Annotated in this window: 15 protein-coding genes; 8 read left to right on the top strand and 7 right to left on the bottom strand. The window is 65.2% G+C overall.

The genetic code is table 11. The annotated features are described in order from the left end of the window. Positions 1-7 precede the first annotated feature (7 nt). From AC0L3A_RS00800 to AC0L3A_RS00765, 8 genes are all read left to right on the top strand, one after another. Positions 8-1,042: an ABC transporter permease gene (locus AC0L3A_RS00800; protein ID WP_473253362.1), complete on the top strand. Its 1,035-nt coding sequence runs from the start codon at positions 8-10 to the stop codon at positions 1,040-1,042. After that, positions 1,039-1,887 carry an ABC transporter permease gene (locus AC0L3A_RS00795; protein ID WP_007608569.1) on the top strand — a complete coding sequence of 283 codons (849 nt, stop codon included), beginning with the start codon at positions 1,039-1,041 and terminating at the stop codon, positions 1,885-1,887. The genes AC0L3A_RS00800 and AC0L3A_RS00795 overlap by 4 nt, the downstream gene beginning before the upstream one ends. Then, positions 1,884-3,554, top strand: a complete 1,671-nt coding sequence (gene nikE, locus AC0L3A_RS00790) for a nickel ABC transporter ATP-binding protein NikE (RefSeq protein WP_473253361.1) — start codon at positions 1,884-1,886, stop codon at positions 3,552-3,554. The genes AC0L3A_RS00795 and nikE overlap by 4 nt, the downstream gene beginning before the upstream one ends. Before the next feature lie 141 nt (positions 3,555-3,695). Continuing rightward, on the top strand, positions 3,696-5,297 hold the full coding sequence (locus tag AC0L3A_RS00785; protein WP_219681063.1) for an ABC transporter substrate-binding protein: 1,602 nt from the start codon (positions 3,696-3,698) through the stop codon (positions 5,295-5,297). Positions 5,298-5,314: 17 nt separating this feature from the next. Further along, positions 5,315-6,256 carry an ABC transporter permease gene (locus AC0L3A_RS00780; RefSeq protein ID WP_007593093.1) on the top strand — a complete coding sequence of 314 codons (942 nt, stop codon included), beginning with the start codon at positions 5,315-5,317 and terminating at the stop codon, positions 6,254-6,256. Further along, positions 6,253-7,176 carry an ABC transporter permease gene (locus AC0L3A_RS00775; RefSeq protein ID WP_007593091.1) on the top strand — a complete coding sequence of 308 codons (924 nt, stop codon included), beginning with the start codon at positions 6,253-6,255 and terminating at the stop codon, positions 7,174-7,176. Before AC0L3A_RS00780 ends, AC0L3A_RS00775 begins: the two co-directional genes overlap by 4 nt. A 19-nt stretch (positions 7,177-7,195) precedes the next feature. Then, entirely contained in the window at positions 7,196-8,185 is a 990-nt protein-coding gene (locus tag AC0L3A_RS00770) for an ABC transporter ATP-binding protein (RefSeq protein ID WP_473253360.1), read from the top strand. Next, positions 8,182-9,174, top strand: coding sequence for an ABC transporter ATP-binding protein (locus tag AC0L3A_RS00765; protein ID WP_354127564.1), 993 nt, complete (start codon positions 8,182-8,184; stop codon positions 9,172-9,174). Before AC0L3A_RS00770 ends, AC0L3A_RS00765 begins: the two co-directional genes overlap by 4 nt. A gap of 179 nt (positions 9,175-9,353) precedes the next feature. Here the strand turns inward: AC0L3A_RS00765 and AC0L3A_RS00760 are convergent, their stop codons facing one another. The 7 genes from AC0L3A_RS00760 to AC0L3A_RS00730 all read right to left on the bottom strand — a co-directional run bounded on the left by AC0L3A_RS00760 (position 9,354) and on the right by AC0L3A_RS00730 (position 16,511). Further along, a complete protein-coding gene (locus AC0L3A_RS00760) occupies positions 9,354-9,641 on the bottom strand; it encodes a YciI family protein (RefSeq protein ID WP_473253359.1) in 288 nt (95 codons plus the stop codon). 80 nt (positions 9,642-9,721) lie between these two features. Next, positions 9,722-10,696, bottom strand: a complete 975-nt coding sequence (locus AC0L3A_RS00755; RefSeq protein ID WP_085352393.1) for a sugar ABC transporter substrate-binding protein — start codon at positions 10,694-10,696, stop codon at positions 9,722-9,724. Between the two features lie 42 nt (positions 10,697-10,738). Further along, positions 10,739-11,716: an ABC transporter permease gene (locus tag AC0L3A_RS00750; protein WP_473253358.1), complete on the bottom strand. Its 978-nt coding sequence runs from the start codon at positions 11,714-11,716 to the stop codon at positions 10,739-10,741. Further along, positions 11,713-12,663 (bottom strand): ABC transporter permease, encoded by a 951-nt coding sequence (locus tag AC0L3A_RS00745; protein WP_007593077.1) that lies wholly within the window; start codon positions 12,661-12,663, stop codon positions 11,713-11,715. Before AC0L3A_RS00745 ends, AC0L3A_RS00750 begins: the two co-directional genes overlap by 4 nt. Continuing rightward, entirely contained in the window at positions 12,656-14,182 is a 1,527-nt protein-coding gene (locus AC0L3A_RS00740; RefSeq protein ID WP_007593075.1) for a sugar ABC transporter ATP-binding protein, read from the bottom strand. The genes AC0L3A_RS00745 and AC0L3A_RS00740 overlap by 8 nt, the downstream gene beginning before the upstream one ends. Beyond that, complete coding sequence (locus AC0L3A_RS00735; RefSeq protein ID WP_007593073.1) at positions 14,179-15,573, bottom strand: FAD-linked oxidase C-terminal domain-containing protein; 1,395 nt, start codon at positions 15,571-15,573, stop codon at positions 14,179-14,181. Before AC0L3A_RS00735 ends, AC0L3A_RS00740 begins: the two co-directional genes overlap by 4 nt. Before the next feature lie 53 nt (positions 15,574-15,626). After that, complete coding sequence (locus AC0L3A_RS00730) at positions 15,627-16,511, bottom strand: intradiol ring-cleavage dioxygenase (RefSeq protein ID WP_354127569.1); 885 nt, start codon at positions 16,509-16,511, stop codon at positions 15,627-15,629. Between the last annotated feature and the right edge of the window lie 7 nt (positions 16,512-16,518).

Raw genomic sequence — 16,518 nt, 5'->3', positions numbered from 1 at the left:
CTGAAAGGTGATGACCGGACTTGGTGCGACGGTGGTGCGGGCGGGGAGGCGGCTTTTGTCGTCGCTGCCGGCGTTGTTCGGCGTGCTGGTCTTCACCTTTCTCCTGATGCGGGTCCTCCCCGGAGATCCCGCGGTGTTCTTCGCCTCCGGGCCCAATGCCGGCAAGGAGGAGATCGAGCAGATCCGCAAGCAGATGGGGCTCGACAAGTCGGTGCCGGAGCAGCTCGTGTTCTATCTGTCCGATATCGGCCGCGGCAATCTCGGCCGCTCCATGATGACGGGACAGCCGGTCCTGAAGGATCTGCGCGAACGGCTGCCGGCCTCGCTGGAGTTGACCTTCACGGCGCTCCTGATCGCGCTGATCGCGGCGGTGCCACTCGGCGTGGTCGCAGCCTTGAAGCCGGGATCGCTGGTCGATCACGGCGTGCGGCTGTTCTGTGCGCTCGGCGTCTGCGTGCCGACCTTCGTGTCGGGCCTGCTGCTGATCTATGTGTTCTACTATCTGCTAGGTCTTGCGCCTGACCCGACCGGGCGGATCGACGTCTTCACCTCGCTGCCGCCGCAGCGCACCGGATTCCTGTCGATCGATTTCCTGCTCGCGGGAGACATCGAGGGCTGGTGGGCGGCCTGCAAGCAGCTGATCCTGCCTGCGCTGAGCATGGCCCTGTTCGTGATCGCGCCGCTGGCGCGGATCACGCGTGCCTCGATGCTGGTCTCGCTCGGCAGCGATTTCGTGCGCACGGCGCGCTCGGTCGGATTGTCCTGGCAGAAGGTCGTCGTCACCTATGCGCTGCGTAATGCGATCCTGCCCGTCATCACCATTGCCGGCATCGTGTTCTCGACCATGCTTGGCGCCAATGTCCTGGTGGAGAAGGTGTTCTCCTGGCCGGGCGTTGCCTCCTACGCGCTCGACGCGCTGCTATCGTCCGACTATGCGCCGGTGCAGGGTTTCGTCCTGCTGATGGCTGGCATCTTCGTGCTGGTCAATCTCGTCGTCGACATCTGCTACGGTATCGCCGATCCCAGGGTGTCGATCGGATGACCAGCGCAACCCTCCGCCATTCGGTCTGGATTTTGCGCGGCAACCCGCTGACCGGTGTCGCCGCGGCGGGTGTCCTGCTGTTTGTCCTGGTCGCGATCTTCGGACCGTGGCTGGTGCCCTATGATCCCGTCGTCTCCAATGTCTCGGAGGCCCTGCAACCGCCGAGCGCGGCGCATCTTGCCGGCACCGACCAGCTCGGGCGCGACGTGTTCAGCCGCCTCGTCGTTGCGGCACGCCTCGACCTTGCCATCGCGGTCTCGGCGGTCGGCATCTCCTTCGTGATCGGCGCCGTCGTCGGCTCTTTCTGCGGCTATGCCGGCGGCAGGCTCGACCGTTCGGTCGGCCGCTTCGTCGACGTCATGATGGCCTTTCCGCTGTTCGTTCTGGCCATGGCGATGGTTGCGGCGCTCGGCAACCGGATCGAGAACATTGTGATTGCGACCGCGATCATCAATCTGCCGTTCTACATCCGCTTCGCGCGCGCCGAGGTCAACGTCCGGCGCAATGTCGGCTGGGTGGAGGCGGCGCGTTCCTGTGGCGAGAGCCATTTCTCGGTGGTGCTGCGCTTCCTGCTGCCGAACATCCTGCCGGCGATGGCGGTGCAGATCTCGCTCAACCTCGGCTGGGCGATCCTGAACGCCGCCGGCTTGTCCTTCATTGGCCTTGGCGTCAAGCCGCCGACACCGGAATGGGGCATCATGGTCGCGGAGGGCGCCCGCTTCATCTCGACGGGGCGGTGGTGGCTGGTGGCCTTTCCGGGCCTCGCGTTGATGATGGCCGTGCTGTGCTTCAACCTCCTCGGTGACGGGATGCGGGACATTCTCGATCCGCGCATGCGCACATGAGCGAGGACTTGCTCAGGATCGACGATCTCCACGTTTCGTTCTCGACGCGGCGCGGAATGGTCGAGGCCGTGCGCGGCGTGACGCTCAAGGTCGAGGCCGGCGAGATGCTTGGCCTCGTCGGCGAAAGCGGATCGGGCAAGTCGGTCACCGGTTTTGCCACGACGCGACTGCTCGATGCAGCCGGGCGCGTCACCGGCGGAAAAATCCTGTTTCGCGGGCAAGACGTCACAAAACTCAGGCGTGACGATCTCCGTCAGCTCCAGGGCGCCGCGATGTCGATGATCTTTCAGAACCCGCGCGCGGCGCTCAACCCGATCCGCGCGATCGGCCTGCAGATCGCGGACGCGATCCTCACGCACAAGCGGATATCGAAGGACGCCGCCCGCGCCGAGGCGCTGGAGCTGTTGCGCGCCGTCCAGATCCGCGACCCCGAGACGCGGATGAACGCCTATCCGCACGAGCTCTCCGGCGGCATGTGCCAGCGCGTGATGATCGCGATCGCGATCTCCTGCAATCCCGCGCTCTTGATCGCCGATGAGCCGACGACCGGGCTCGACGTCACCACGCAGAAGGTGGTGATGGACCTTTTGGCGGAGATTGCCGCCGCGCGCGGCATGGCGACGATCCTGATCACGCACGATCTCGGGTTAGCGGCGCGATATTGTCGCCGTATCGCGGTGATGGAGCGCGGCCGTATCGTCGAAGAGGCTAGCCCCAGGACGCTGTTCGGCGCACCGCAGCACGCCTATACCCGGCGTCTGGTGGCGGCGTCGCCGACCGCGACCTCCGGGATCGCGGACCTCGTAACGGAAGAGGAGCGGGAAGGCTACGCGGCTGTCGTCAGCAGGCCCAGGCAGGAGCCCGTTCACGGGACTCCGCCGCTGCTGGAGGTGCGCAAGCTCGCAAAACGCTTCGACGAGGGCGCTGCGGCGGTGGCGGACTTCTCCATGACGATGGCCGGCGGCGAGAGCGTCGGCCTCGTCGGCGAATCCGGCTCCGGCAAGAGCACGACGTCGCGCATGATCTGCCGCCTGATCGATCCGAGCGAGGGCGAGATCGTGTTCGACGGGCAGTCGATCGGCCACATGGCGTCGCGCGACTTTCATCGCTCGCGCTTCCGCAAAGACATCCAGATGGTGTTCCAGGACCCGAACGAGAGCCTCAATCCGCGCTTCACCGCCTTCGATTGCATCGCCCATCCGCTGATGCGGCTCGATCGTATGCGTGGGGGCGATGCGCTGCGCAAGCGGGTGGAGGATTGCGCCGAGCGTGTGGGGCTGCAGCTGGATCTGTTGCCGCGCTTTCCGCATCAGCTCTCCGGCGGCCAGAAGGCGCGCGTCGGCATCGCGCGCGCCATCGCCTGCCGGCCGCGGCTCCTGGTGCTGGACGAGCCGACCGCCGCGCTCGACGTATCCGTTCAGGCGGTGGTACTGCAACTGCTCGATCGTCTCAGGCGCGAGAACGACATCGCGCTGCTGTTCGTCAGCCACGATCTCAACGTGGTGCGCATGCTTTGCGATCGCACTATCGTGCTGCGCAATGGCGGCATCGTGGAGCAGGGCGAGAGCCGGGCGCTGTTCGACAATCCCAAGACCGACTACACGCGCAAGCTCGTCGAGGCGATTCCGCATATCGAGACCGGGCCAGTGCTGGCGGCTGCGCTTTGAGGTCTCGCCCGGCCCAAATGGTGCGGATATCCCGCTGGCGAAGGTCCGGTTAGTGGCATACCATTTGCACGCCAATGAGCTCTGGTTTCACCTGTTCTTGGCCAACGATGGCCGGCATCACGGCACTATTGGGAGGATTTCATGGATCGCAGGACCGTATTGAAGGGACTGGCCGGCGCGGGCGGTCTGGCATTGAGCGGCCTCTCGGCCCCGGCGATCGCACAAGGCGCCTCCGCGCGCACCCTGCGCTTCGTGCCGCAAGCAAACCTCGCCAATTTCGACCCGATCTGGGGCACGCAATATGTCGTGCGCAATGCCGCCGCGCTGGTCTGGGATACGCTCTACGGCGTCGATTCCGCGCTCCAGCCGCAGCGGCAGATGGTCGAGTCCGAGGAAGTGACCGACGACGGCACCACCTGGACGTTCAAATTGCGGCCGGGCCTCAAATTCCACGACGGCGAGCCGGTGCGGAGCAAGGACGTCGTTGCGAGTCTCACCCGCTGGGCGGCGCGCGATCCGATGGGGCTGATGCTCAAGGCACTGCAGCAGGAACTCACTGCTGTCGACGATCGCACTTTCAAATGGGTGCTGAAGCAGCCGTTCCCGAAGATGCTCTATGCGCTTGGCAAGAACAACTCGCCCTGCGCCTTCATCATGCCGGAGCGCATCGCGCAGACCGACCCGTTCAAGCAGATCGGCGATTATGTCGGCTCGGGGCCGATGAAGTTTGCCAAGGGCGAGTGGGTCCCCGGCGCGAAAGCCGTGTTCGAGAAGTTTGCCGACTATGTACCGCGGCAGGAGAAGGCGTCGTGGCTCGCCGGCGGCAAGCAGATGCTGCTCGACCGCGTCGAATGGATCGTGATGCCGGATCCGGCGACCGCCGCGGCCGCGTTGCAAAACGGCGAGATCGACTGGTGGGAGAACCCCATCGCCGATCTCGTCCCGGTCCTCAAGAACAACAAGAACATCAGCGTCGACATCGGCGATCCGCTCGGCAATGTCGGCTCGTTCCGCATGAACTTCCTGTATCCGCCCTTCAACGACGTGCGGGCGCGGCGCGCAGTGCTGATGGCGATGAGCCAGGAAGACTATATGCGCGCGCTCGTCGGTGACGACAATTCGCTGTGGAAGTCGCTGCCCGGCTTCTTCACACCGGATACGCCGCTCTACACCGAGGCGGGCGGCGAGGTCCTCAAGGGCAAGCGCGATCTTGACGCTGCCAAGAAGCTGCTCGCCGAGAGCGGTTATTCCGGCCAGCCGGTGACCTGCCTGGTGGCGCAGGACCAGCCGATCACCAAGGCGTTCGGCGATGTGACCGCCGATCTCTTGAAGAAGCTCGGCATGAATGTCGACTTCGTCGCGACCGATTGGGGCACGGTCGGCTCGCGTCGCGCGCAAAAGACGCCGCCCGGACAGGGCGGCTGGAACATGTTCCACACCTGGCATGCGGGTTCGGACTGCATCAATCCGGCGCCCTATACCGCCATTCGCGCCAACGGCGACAAGGCCTGGTTCGGCTGGCCGAACAGCCCCGGCACGGAAAAGGAGGTCACGTCCTGGTTCGAGGCCAAGGGCCTCGACGAGGAGAAGGCCGCGGTCGCTCGTCTCAACAAGGTCGCGCTCGAGGACGTCGTCTACGCGCCGACCGGCTTCTTCCTCAGCTACACGGCCTGGCGCAAGAACGTCTCCGGCATCACAAAGGGGCCGCTGCCGTTCTTCTGGGGCGTGTCGAAATCCGCATGACCTTGCGCTGAAGCCAGATGCTATCCTACATCCTCCGGCGTATCGCCTCGACCTTGCCAGTGATGGCCATCGTCGCGCTGTTCGTGTTCAGCCTGCTCTACATCGCGCCGGGAGATCCCGCCGTGGTGATCGCAGGCGATCAGGCAAGTCCGGAGGATGTGGAGCGTATCCGTCAGAGCCTCGGCCTCGATCGACCCTTCCTGATCCAGTTCGGCAGTTGGGTCTGGCGCATTCTGCATGGCGATCTCGGCACCTCGATCTTCACCAATTTGCCGGTCTCGACCATGATCGGGCAGCGTCTCGGGCCGACGCTGTCGCTGATGATGGTCACGCTCCTGCTCACGATCGTGGTCGCGGTGCCGCTCGGCGTGCTGGCGGCCTGGAAGGCGGGAAGCCTGATCGACCGGGCCATCATGGCCTTTGCCGTGTTCGGCTTCTCCCTGCCGGTCTTCGTCGTCGGCTATGTCCTCGCCTACGTCTTCGCGCTGGAGCTCGAATGGCTTCCGGTGCAAGGCTATACGCCGCTCGCCCAGGGCGTCTGGCCCTGGCTGCAAAACCTGATCCTGCCGGCGATCGCGCTCGGCTGTGTCTACATCGCGCTGATCGCCCGTATCACGCGCGCCACCATGCTCGAAGTATTGCAGCAGGATTATATCCGCACCGCGCGCGCCAAGGGCCTCGGACAGGGCGGCATCCTGTTCGTCCACGCGCTGAAGAACGCGGCGGTGCCGATCGTCACGGTGATCGGCATCGGCATCGCGCTGCTGATCGGCGGCGCGGTCGTCACGGAAAGCGTTTTCGCGATTCCCGGCCTCGGCCGGCTCACGATCGACGCGATCCTGCGCCGCGATTATCCCGTAATCCAGGGCATCGTGCTGCTGTTCAGCTTCGTCTACGTCCTCGTCAATCTGATGATCGACGTCATTTATACGCTCGTTGACCCGAGGATCCGCTATTGACCGATACGACCGTCAATCCGCAAGCGCTGCCGGCGGGCTTCGTCCTCGCGCCGCAACTGCCTGAGATCCTCCGGCCGGTTACGATCCGGCGCGGCTTCGTCGGGCTGCTGCGCGGCCATCCCACCGTTGCCATTGGCGGCACGTTGCTGCTGTTGCTCGTTCTGATCGCGATCTTTGCGCCTTATCTTGGAACGGTGGATCCGACCGCACTTGCGCCGGCCAAGCGGACCCGCGCACCGTCGGCGCTTTACTGGTTTGGCACCGACGTTCTCGGCCGTGACATCTATTCACGCGTGCTGTTCGGCGCGCGGGTCTCGCTCACGGTCGGCTTGTCCGTTGCGATCTTCGCCTCCGCGGCCGGTCTCGCCATCGGCATCGTCTCCGGCTTCATCCGCTGGGCCGACGGCATCTTGATGCGCTTCATGGACGGCCTGATGTCGATCCCGCCGATCCTGCTGGCGATCGCGCTGATGGCGCTGACACGCGGCAGCGTCGGCAACGTCATTCTCGCGATCACCGTCGCCGAAATCCCGCGCGTCTCCCGCCTCGTGCGCAGCGTCGTGCTCTCGCTGCGCGAGCAGCCCTACGTGGATGCGGCAGTGGCCTGCGGCACGCGCACACCGATGATCATCCTGCGCCATATCCTGCCCAACACGCTGGCGCCGATGCTGATCCAGGCGACTTACATTTGTGCCAGCGCGATGATCACCGAGGCGATCCTGTCCTTCATCGGCGCTGGTACGCCGCCGACCATTCCGTCCTGGGGCAACATCATGGCCGAGGGGCGGGCGCTGTGGCAGGTCAAACCCTACATCGTGTTCTTTCCGGCGGCCTTCCTGTCCGTCACCGTGCTTGCCGTGAACCTGCTCGGCGACGGCCTTCGCGATGCGCTCGATCCGCGCATGGCCAAGAGCCTCTGATGTCAAGGGGCTGATCACGATGGCGCTGCTCGAAGTTGAGAACCTCCAGACCCACTTCCGGACGCCCAGCGGCATCAACCGCGCGGTTGAAGGCGTGTCGTTCCATGTCAACGAGGGCGAGACGCTCGCCATCGTCGGCGAGTCCGGCTGCGGCAAGTCGGTGACCTCGATGTCGCTGATGCGGTTGATCCCGGAACCGCCGGGCAGGATCGCCGGCAGCATCCGCTTCGCGGGCAAGGACCTGCTGCAAATGTCCGACCGCGAGATGCGTGCGATCCGCGGCAACGACATCTCGATGATCTTCCAGGAACCGATGACCAGCCTCAACCCGGTCCTGACCGTCGGGCGTCAGATCCGCGAGACGCTGATGATCCACCAAGGCCTGGATAGTGAGGCCGCCGAGGCGCACGCCATCGAGATGTTGATTCTGGTCGGCATTCCCGAGCCGAAGCGTCGCGTGCGGGAATATCCGCACCAGCTCTCCGGCGGCATGCGCCAGCGCGTCATGATCGCCATTGCACTTGCCTGCAATCCAAAGCTTCTCATTGCGGACGAGCCGACCACCGCGCTCGACGTGACGATCCAGGCGCAGATCCTGAAATTGATGCTGGACCTCAAGCACCGGGTCGGCGCGGCGATCATCCTGATCACCCACGATCTTGGCGTGGTCGCCGAGATCGCCGAGCGCGTCATGGTCATGTATGCCGGGCGCAAGGTCGAAGAAGCGCCGGTGGCGGAACTGTTCCGTTCGCCGCGTCATCCCTACACGCAGGGCCTGCTCGGCGCAGTGCCGCGGCTCGGCTCGTCGCTGACCGGCACCGCGAGGCGGCTGACAGAGATCCCCGGGCAGGTGCCTGATCTGCGCAAGCCTATCGTCGGCTGCGTCTTCGCCGGACGTTGCGCGCTCGCGACCGATCTCTGCCGCCAGTACGCGCCGGGGCTCGAAGAGAAGGGGCCACGTCACGTCGCGGCCTGCCACTATGCAGCCAAGGGAGCGGTCGCGGCATGAGCCCCCCACTGCTCCAGGTCAACGACCTCAAGAAGCACTTTCCGGTCAAAAAGGGCATGTTCAGCCGCAAGTCCGAATGGGTCTATGCGGTGGACGGCGTGTCGTTCGAGATCGCGCGCGGCGAGACGCTCTCGCTGGTCGGCGAGTCCGGTTGCGGGAAATCAACGGTCGGCCGCGCGATCCTGCGACTGTTCGACATCACGTCGGGGCAGGTCATCCTCGACGGCCAGCGCATCGACGACGCCCATCCGAGCACGATGCGCCAGATGCGCCGCCGCGTGCAGGTGGTGTTCCAGGACCCGTTCTCGAGCCTCAATCCGCGCATGCGCGTGCGCGACATCCTGGCCGAGCCGATCCGCAATTTCGGCCTCGCCAAATCCGCGATCGACCTTGAAACCCGCGTGACCGCGCTGATGGACACCGTGCGCCTGCCGCGCGAGGCGTTGAACCGCAGGCCGCATGAATTTTCCGGCGGCCAGCGCCAACGCATCGGCATCGCGCGGGCGCTCGCCGCCGAGCCCGAGCTGATCGTCTGCGACGAGGCGGTCTCGGCGCTCGACGTCTCGGTCAAGGCCCAGATCGTCAATCTGCTGCAGGATCTCCAGCGCGAGTTCGGCCTGGCGCTGCTGTTCATCAGCCACGACCTCGCGATCGTCGAGCACATGACCCATCGCGTCGCGGTGATGTATCTCGGCAAGATCGTCGAGGTGGCGCCGCGCTACGAGATCTTCGCCGCGCCAAAGCATCCTTACACCAAGGCGCTGCTCTCGGCGGTCCCGCTGCCGGAGCCGGGGGCCCAGCGCAATCCGATCATCCTCAAGGGCGACGTGCCGAGTCCGATCAACCCGCCGAGCGGGTGCCGCTTCCACACCCGTTGCCCGCTCGTGTTCGATCGCTGCCGGACCGAGGAGCCGACATTGCGCGCGGCCGGCCCCGAGCAGTGGGTGGCCTGTCATCTCGAAGAAGGTGCCGCGGTGGCGAGCGGCTAGCCGTTGGGGCCGCGGCGAAGCTCTGGATCGAGGCGTAGGGGCGACAATCGGGCAAGGATGGCACTCCGCTCCTGTTCTGCCCGACGAGTCAAAGACGTTTGCGACGAAAATTCATGTGTAAAAACAACCCCGTTCTTACTGTGCATGGGGTTGTTTTCGCGCTTTTGTTGAGCCGCCTTTCAGCCTTGGCGGCGCAGGAAGCCCGTGATCGTGACCTTGTCCCAGATGTCGGCCGCCGCAAACGGATCGGCTCGGTTGAAAGCCTCGACCTCGCTGCGGCCAGGCGCCTCGATCAGGAACAGGCTGCCGATCATGGTCGCGCCGTCGTCGGAGACCAGCGGTCCCGACATCACGATCTCGACGCTGAAGCGCGAGGTGTCGCTCAGGAAAGCCTTGTGGGCGTCGTAATTGGCGAGCCGGATCGGCAGCGCGCCGGCGCGGTCGAGGGCGTGAATGGCGAACAGCATGATGGTCTCCGTTTATGCGTCCGTTTCTTGGGACGGCCGCGGCTGCGGCCGTCCGGGCTTGTCGTGATGGGTGCGCCTGGTTACTTGCCGCCGAGCTTGCTGGCTTCCTCGAAAGTCGGGCAGCTCCGTTGCTCCAGCGGCACGTCGAACGGCTGGTAATTGTCCTTGGTGATCACGGTCGGCTTCAGCACGATCTCGGCAATGACGGGCTGGTTGCGCAGGGAGCGGATCGCCATCATGGTGCCAAGGCATCCCTGAAAAAATCCGTTGTAGTCGCCGCTCGCGAGCAGCTTGCCGGACTTGATCGCGTCGATCGCTTCCTTGGTGCCGTTGATGCCGATCACCTGCGCCTTGCGGTTGGCGCCGTCGAGCGCCTCGATCGCACCGACGGCCATGGCGTCATTGGCGGCGAGCACGCCGTCGATCTGCGCGTTCGACTGCATCAGATTCTCCATCACCTGGAGCGCCTGAAGCCGCTGGTAATTTCCGGGCTGCGAGGCCAGCAGTTTTGCGCCGGCGTTTTCCTTCAGCGCGTCGTTGAAGCCGCGGACGCGGTCGACATTGGTCAGCGAGCCCTTGACGCCCTCGATGATGACGATGTTGCCCTTGCCGCCCAGCGTCTTGAGCAGGAAGCGCGCGGTCTCGAGCCCGAGGCTGTAATCGTCGGCGCCGACGAAGGACAGGAACTTGCCGCCGGCGGAGCGGTCGGTGATGTTGACGACGGGGATCTTGGCATCGTTGATCTTCTCGACACCCGGCACCATCGCCTTGTAGTCGACCGGCGTGAAGACGATGGCGCTCGGCTTCTTCACCACGACGTCCTCGATCTGGCTGAGCTGCTCGGGAATGCTGTCGGGCTTGGTCGGGATGTACTGCAGCGTCTTCGCGTTCAGCGTCTTCGCCATGTTGTCGGCGCCGACCCGCACGGTCTGGAAGAACGGGTTGGTCTGGTTCTTGGTGAAGACGGCGATGGTCTCGCCGTCGGCTCGCGCTTGCGTGGTGAGCGCGGCCGCCATCAGCAGCGGCAGCGCCAAATAACCCAGTGTCTGTTTCATGTTGCCTCCATCCCTCGTTTTGCTTGTTGGTCGTTCAAGAACTCATTGCGTGCGGCGGCGGGTCTTCATGTCGAGCCAGACCGCGAGAATGACGATGATGCCGGTGACCAGCGGCTGCCAGTTGGCGCTGACCGACAAGAGGTTCATGCCGTTCAGCACCAGCGTCAGGATCAGTGCGCCGATGAAGGTGCCGAACACCGTGCCGACGCCACCGAACAGCGAGGTGCCGCCGATCAGAACGGCGGCGATCGCGGGCAGCGTCAGGCTTTCGCCGATGTCAGCCTCGGCCGAATTGAGCCGCGACAGGAAGATGATCGAGGCGAGCCCCGCCATGGTGCCGGAGACGGCGTAGACCAGCAGCAGGCGGCGCGCGACCGGAATGCCGGAGAGTCGTGCCGCGACCGGATTGGCGCCGATCGCATAGATCTCCTGGCCCCAGATCGTTCGCTGCGCAAACAGTGTTCCGATCCCGAGGAACACCAGCAGCAGGTAGACCGGGATCGGCAGGCCGAACAGATAGCCGCTGCCGATCTGGCGGAAGCCTGCCGGAAAGCCGTGAAGGGTTTCGCCCGCCATGTACCAGTAGGTGAGGCCGTTCAGCACCCAGAGCATGCCGTAGGTGGCGATGAAGGAGGGGATACGAAGCGCGGTGACCATGACGCCGTTGAGCAGGCCGACGATGCCGCCGCAAGCAAGTCCGGTGAGGATGCCGAGCGCCGGCGAGCCGGTCTTGTGGATCACGGTCCCGGCGATGCAGGCGGACAGCGCGACATTGGCGCCGACGGAGAGATCGAGGCCCGCGGTCAGCACCACCAGGGTCAGGCCGGAGGCGATGAAGAAGGTCAGGCTCGCCTGCCTGAGCACATTGAGGATGTTGCCGAGGCTCAGGAAGGAATCGCTGAGCACGGCAAGCACCGCACAGATCAGCAGCGCCGCAAGCAGGCGATAGAATAATTGGATCGCATCCTGCGACAGGAACGAGCGCGGCGGCGCGATGGCCTCTTTGCTGAGGTCGGTCATGCGCGGCTCCTGAGCCCGTCGAGGAACAGCGCGACGATGACGAGGACGCCGACGCTTGCGACCTGCACCGAGGACGGCAGCGAGATCAGGTTCAGCCCGTTGCGCAGCACGCCCACCGAGAGCACGCCGAGCACGGTGCCGAGCAGCCAGCCATTGCCGCGCTCGAACGACGTGCCGCCGACGGCGACGGCCGCGATCGCATCGAATTCGAGACCGAGGCCGGCCGTCGGGTGACCGGAATTCATCCGCGCCGTCATCAGCAGGCCGGCAATGCCGGCCATCGCGCCACCGATCGCATAGACCATGATCAGCAGACGGTTGGGTGACAGGCCGGCATAGCGCAGCGCCTCCCGGTTGCCGCCGAGCGCGAAGATGTAGGTGCCGAAACGGGTGTGATAGAGCAGGCCGTGAAACGTTGCATAGGTCACCAGCGCCATCACGATCGGCACGGGAACGCCCAGCAGCGTCGCCGAATAGATGTCGCGTACGCTGTGGGGGATGCCGACCACGCTCTGGCCGTCGCTGACGATCAGTGACAGGCCTTGCGCCATGCCAAGCGTGCCCAAGGTCGCGACGAAAGGTGGGATGCCCACGATGGCGACCAGCCAGCCGTTGGCGAAGCCGAAGGCTGTGCCGACGAGAAGCCCGGCACCGAGGCCGAGCGACATCGAGTGGGTGGCGAGCGAGACGATGGCGACGCAGAGCGAGGTCAGGGTCAGCACCGCGCCCATCGACAGGTCCAGCCCCTCGGTCATGATGATCAAGGTCATCGGCAGCGCGAGCATGGTCAGGATCGTCGACTGCACCAGCACGTTGGAGAGGTTGGCGACCGACAGAAAACCGGGCGCGATCGTGCTGAACAGCGCGATCAGCAGCACCAGCACGATGGCAACGCCGGGAATGCGTTGCAATGGATTGGGTTGAGAGACGACTGCGGCCTCACGCATGATGCATCCCCAGTCGCACGATGTTCTCCTCCGTCAGCTCGTTGCGCGCGAGGTGCCCGGCGACACGCCCCTCGCGCATCACATAGGCGCGGTCGCAGACATGGCAGATCTCGACCTGTTCGGACGAGATCATCAGCGCGGCCGCGCCTTCAGCGACAAGTCGGTCGATCAGGGCGAAGATTTCGGCCTTGGCGCCGATGTCGATGCCCCGGGTCGGCTCGTCGAAGATGAAGAGCTTCGAGCCGGCAGCGAGCCACTTCCCGATCACGACCTTCTGCTGATTGCCGCCGGAGAGCAGACCGACGGTCTGGCGCGCGCTGGGCGTCGCAATGCGCAACTGCCGGATCAGGCCGTCGGCAGTGCGCTGCGCGCTGCGTTGATCGAACAGACCGCTCGGAAACAGCTTTCGCAGCGCCGACACCACCAGATTGTCCCCCACCGACCGCAACAGTGCGAGGCCCTCGCTCTTGCGGCTCTCCGGGATCAGCGCAATGCCGCAGCGGGCGGCAAGATCAGGCTCGCCGGAGATAGTCTTGCCGTCGAAGACGATCTCGCCTGATGTCACGGGATCGGCCCCGAAGATCGCGCGCGCGACCTCGCTACGACCGGAGCCGACCAGGCCACACAGGCCGACGATCTCGCCCCGCCGCACCTCGATGTTGATGTCCGAGATTCCGGTGGAGGCGCTCAGGCCCTTGACCTCGAGCAGCACTTCGCCGGGTTCGTCGGCAAAATTGCGCGGGTAGGTCATGTCGACATTGCGGCCGACCATCATGCGGACGAGCTGGTCCGGCGTGACGTCGGCCGGGCGAACGCCGTCGATGCGACGACCGTCGCGCAGCACGGTGATGCGGTCTCCGAGCGCGAACACCTCCGCCATGCGGTGCGAGATGTAGACGATGGAGACGCCGTCGGCCTTCAGCCGCGCGATTAGCGCGAACAGCAGCTCGGTCTCGCGATCGGACAGTGCTGCGGTCGGTTCGTCCATCACGAGGATGCGGGCGTTCTGGCTGATCGCTTTGGCGATCTCGACCATCTGCTGCTGCGCCACCCCTAACTTGTCGACGATGGTTGACGGGTCGATGTCAAAGCCGATCGTGCCAAGCACGCGCGCGGCGTCGGCCAAAATCTTGCGGCGGTCGATGGTGCCGGGGATGCGGCCCTTCGGCTCGCGGCCGAGAAAAATGTTCTGGGCGATATCGAGATGGGGGACCAGCGAGAATTCCTGGAAGATCACGGCGATGCCGAGCTTCTGCGCGTCTGCGGCCGAGTTGATCGCGACCGGCTCGCCCTTGAAGTAGAACTCGCCGGCATCGGCGCGATAGGCCCCGCACAGCACCTTCATCAGGCTCGACTTGCCGGCGCCGTTCTCGCCCAGCAGCATATGGACTTCGCCGGGGAAGACGGCAAAGGACACGTCATCCAGCGCCTTGACGCCAGGAAACTCCTTGCTGATGCCGCGCAGCTCGAGGAGCGGGACAGGCGAGGAGGGCTCGACGGCCAATGCGGCGGTGCTCATGCCTGCGCTCCGCTTGCAAAGATCTTTCCGGGATTCATCAGGCCCTTGGGGTCGAGCGCGGTCTTGATCGATCGCATCACATCGACGGCCTCGCCGAGTTCATCAGCGAGATAATCGATCTTGCCGAGCCCGATGCCGTGCTCGCCGGTGCAGGTGCCGTCCATGGCAATCGCGCGGGCGACCATGCGAGCCTGGAGCGCCTTGGCGCCTTCCACTTCCTCCGGCCTTGCCGGGTCAATCAGGATCAGCATGTGGAAATTGCCGTCGCCGACGTGGCCGACGATCGGCGCGATGAACCCGCGCCCGTCCGCGTCGCGCCGGGTCTCCGTGAGGCATTCCGCCAGTCGCGAGATCGGCACGCAGACATCGGTGATCACGGCACGCGCGCCGGGGCGGAGGCCCAGGCCGGCATAGAGCGTGTTGTCGCGGGCGTGCCAGAGACGGCTGCGATCCTCCGGTGCCTTCGCCCAGGCAAAGCCATGGCCGCCATGGTCGGCGGCAATGGCCTGTGCGGCCTCGGCCTGCTCGGCGACGGAAGTCTCAGAACCATGGAATTCGAAGAACAGGGTCGGGGCTTCGCGATAGCCGAGCTTCGCATAGGCGTTGATGCCGCGCATCATGACGTCGTCGAGCAGCTCGATGCGCGCCACGGGGATCGCGGACTGGATCACGGAGATCGCGGTGTCCACGGCGTCCTGCAGGGTGTCGAAGCTGCAGACCGCGGCCGAGATCGCCTGCGGCACGGGATGCACCTTGAGCGTGATCTCGGTGATGACACCGAGCGTGCCCTCGGCGCCGACGAACATGCGGGTCAGGTCGTAACCGGCGGCCGACTTGCGCGCACGCCGGGCGGTTCGGATCACGCGGCCGTCGGCCAGCACCACCTCCAGCGCCATGACGTTGTCCTTCATGGTGCCGTAGCGCACCGCCATGGTGCCGGAGGCCCGCGTGGACGTCATGCCGCCGATCGAGGCGTCGGCGCCGGGGTCGATCGGAAAGAAAAGCCCGGTGCCGCGCAGCGCCGCATTGAGCTGCTTTCGTGTGATGCCGGGCTGGACCACGACGTCCATGTCGCTCTCGTGCACCGTCAGCACCTTGTTCATGCGTGCGAAGTCGAAGCAGACTCCCCCCGCGACCGCGGCCGCATTGCCTTCGAGCGAGGTCCCGGCGCCGAACGGAACGATGGGCATGTTCGCGCCCGCGCATAGCTTGACGATCTCCGCGACCTCCTGCGTGGTTTCAGGGAATACGACGATGTCTGGCGGCAGGCTGCGATAATGTGACTCGCTCTGCCCATGCTGATCGAGCACGCCACGCGCGACGCTCGCGCGCGGGCCGATCAAGCCTGTGAGGCGATCGGCCAATATGCCCGTGCTGACCCGTGGTCCCATCCTTGCTCCCTGTCTTGCCCTGCCGGACTCTTGTTGGTCCGCCGTCGTTCAGCTTAGGCGGCTCTTGCGCTGCTTGCGACCTGCTTCAGGCCGAAATCATAGTTGAGATGAAAATACTCGCTGTCCACCATGCGACCATCGGGCGCACGACCTGGCGGGCACCGCACAAATTCGCGGATCAGGCTGTCCTTGACGCCGAACACCACGTCGCTGTCGAGATACTGGTCGCCGGCCACGAACACATGGGTCACGAGTTGCTCGAAGCCGGGCGCCGAGATCATGAAATGCACATGCGCCGGGCGCCAGGGATGGCGGCCCTGGACCTCCAGCATGTCGCCGACCGTGCCGTCATGCGGGATCGGATAGGCGGCCGGCTTGATCGACCAGAAATTGAAGCGGCCATTCTGGTCGGTGTGGAAGCGCGCCCGCATCGCAAGATCGCCGATCTTGTCGAGCTGCTGCACGTCGTAATAGCCGTCATCGTCGGAATGCCAGACGTCGACGACCGCGTCCGCGAGCGGCCGTCCGTCGACAGTCGACACCGAGCCGGTGACGAGCATCGGATCGCCCTCCATCGGGCCGGAGATGTCAGCGCCGTTGTCTTTCTCGGGCGAGGCCTGCACGAAGAACGGACCGAGCACCGTGGTTTCGGTCGCGCCTTCCGGCACCGGATGGTTGATGGCGTCGACCAGCATGGAGACGCCGAGCGCGTCCGACAGCAGGATGAACTCCTGGCGCTTGTCGTCGCACATCTGGCCGGTGCGGGTCAGGAAGTCGATGCCGTATTCCCATTCCTTCTGGGTCGGCCGCACCTCGCGGACAAAGGCATGAAGGTGGCGCACCAGCGCTTCGCTGACCTGCTTGATGCGCGGATCGGTTGCGCCCGCGATCCGCTCCAGCACGGCGTCGGTGATGGTGTTCTCGTTGAAATTGCGCATAGATGCC

It is taken from the genome of Bradyrhizobium sp. MI1.3, assembly GCF_055811695.1.
The sequence above is the reverse complement of the archived record's forward strand: the minus strand, read 5'-3'. Positions and strand labels throughout refer to the sequence as shown.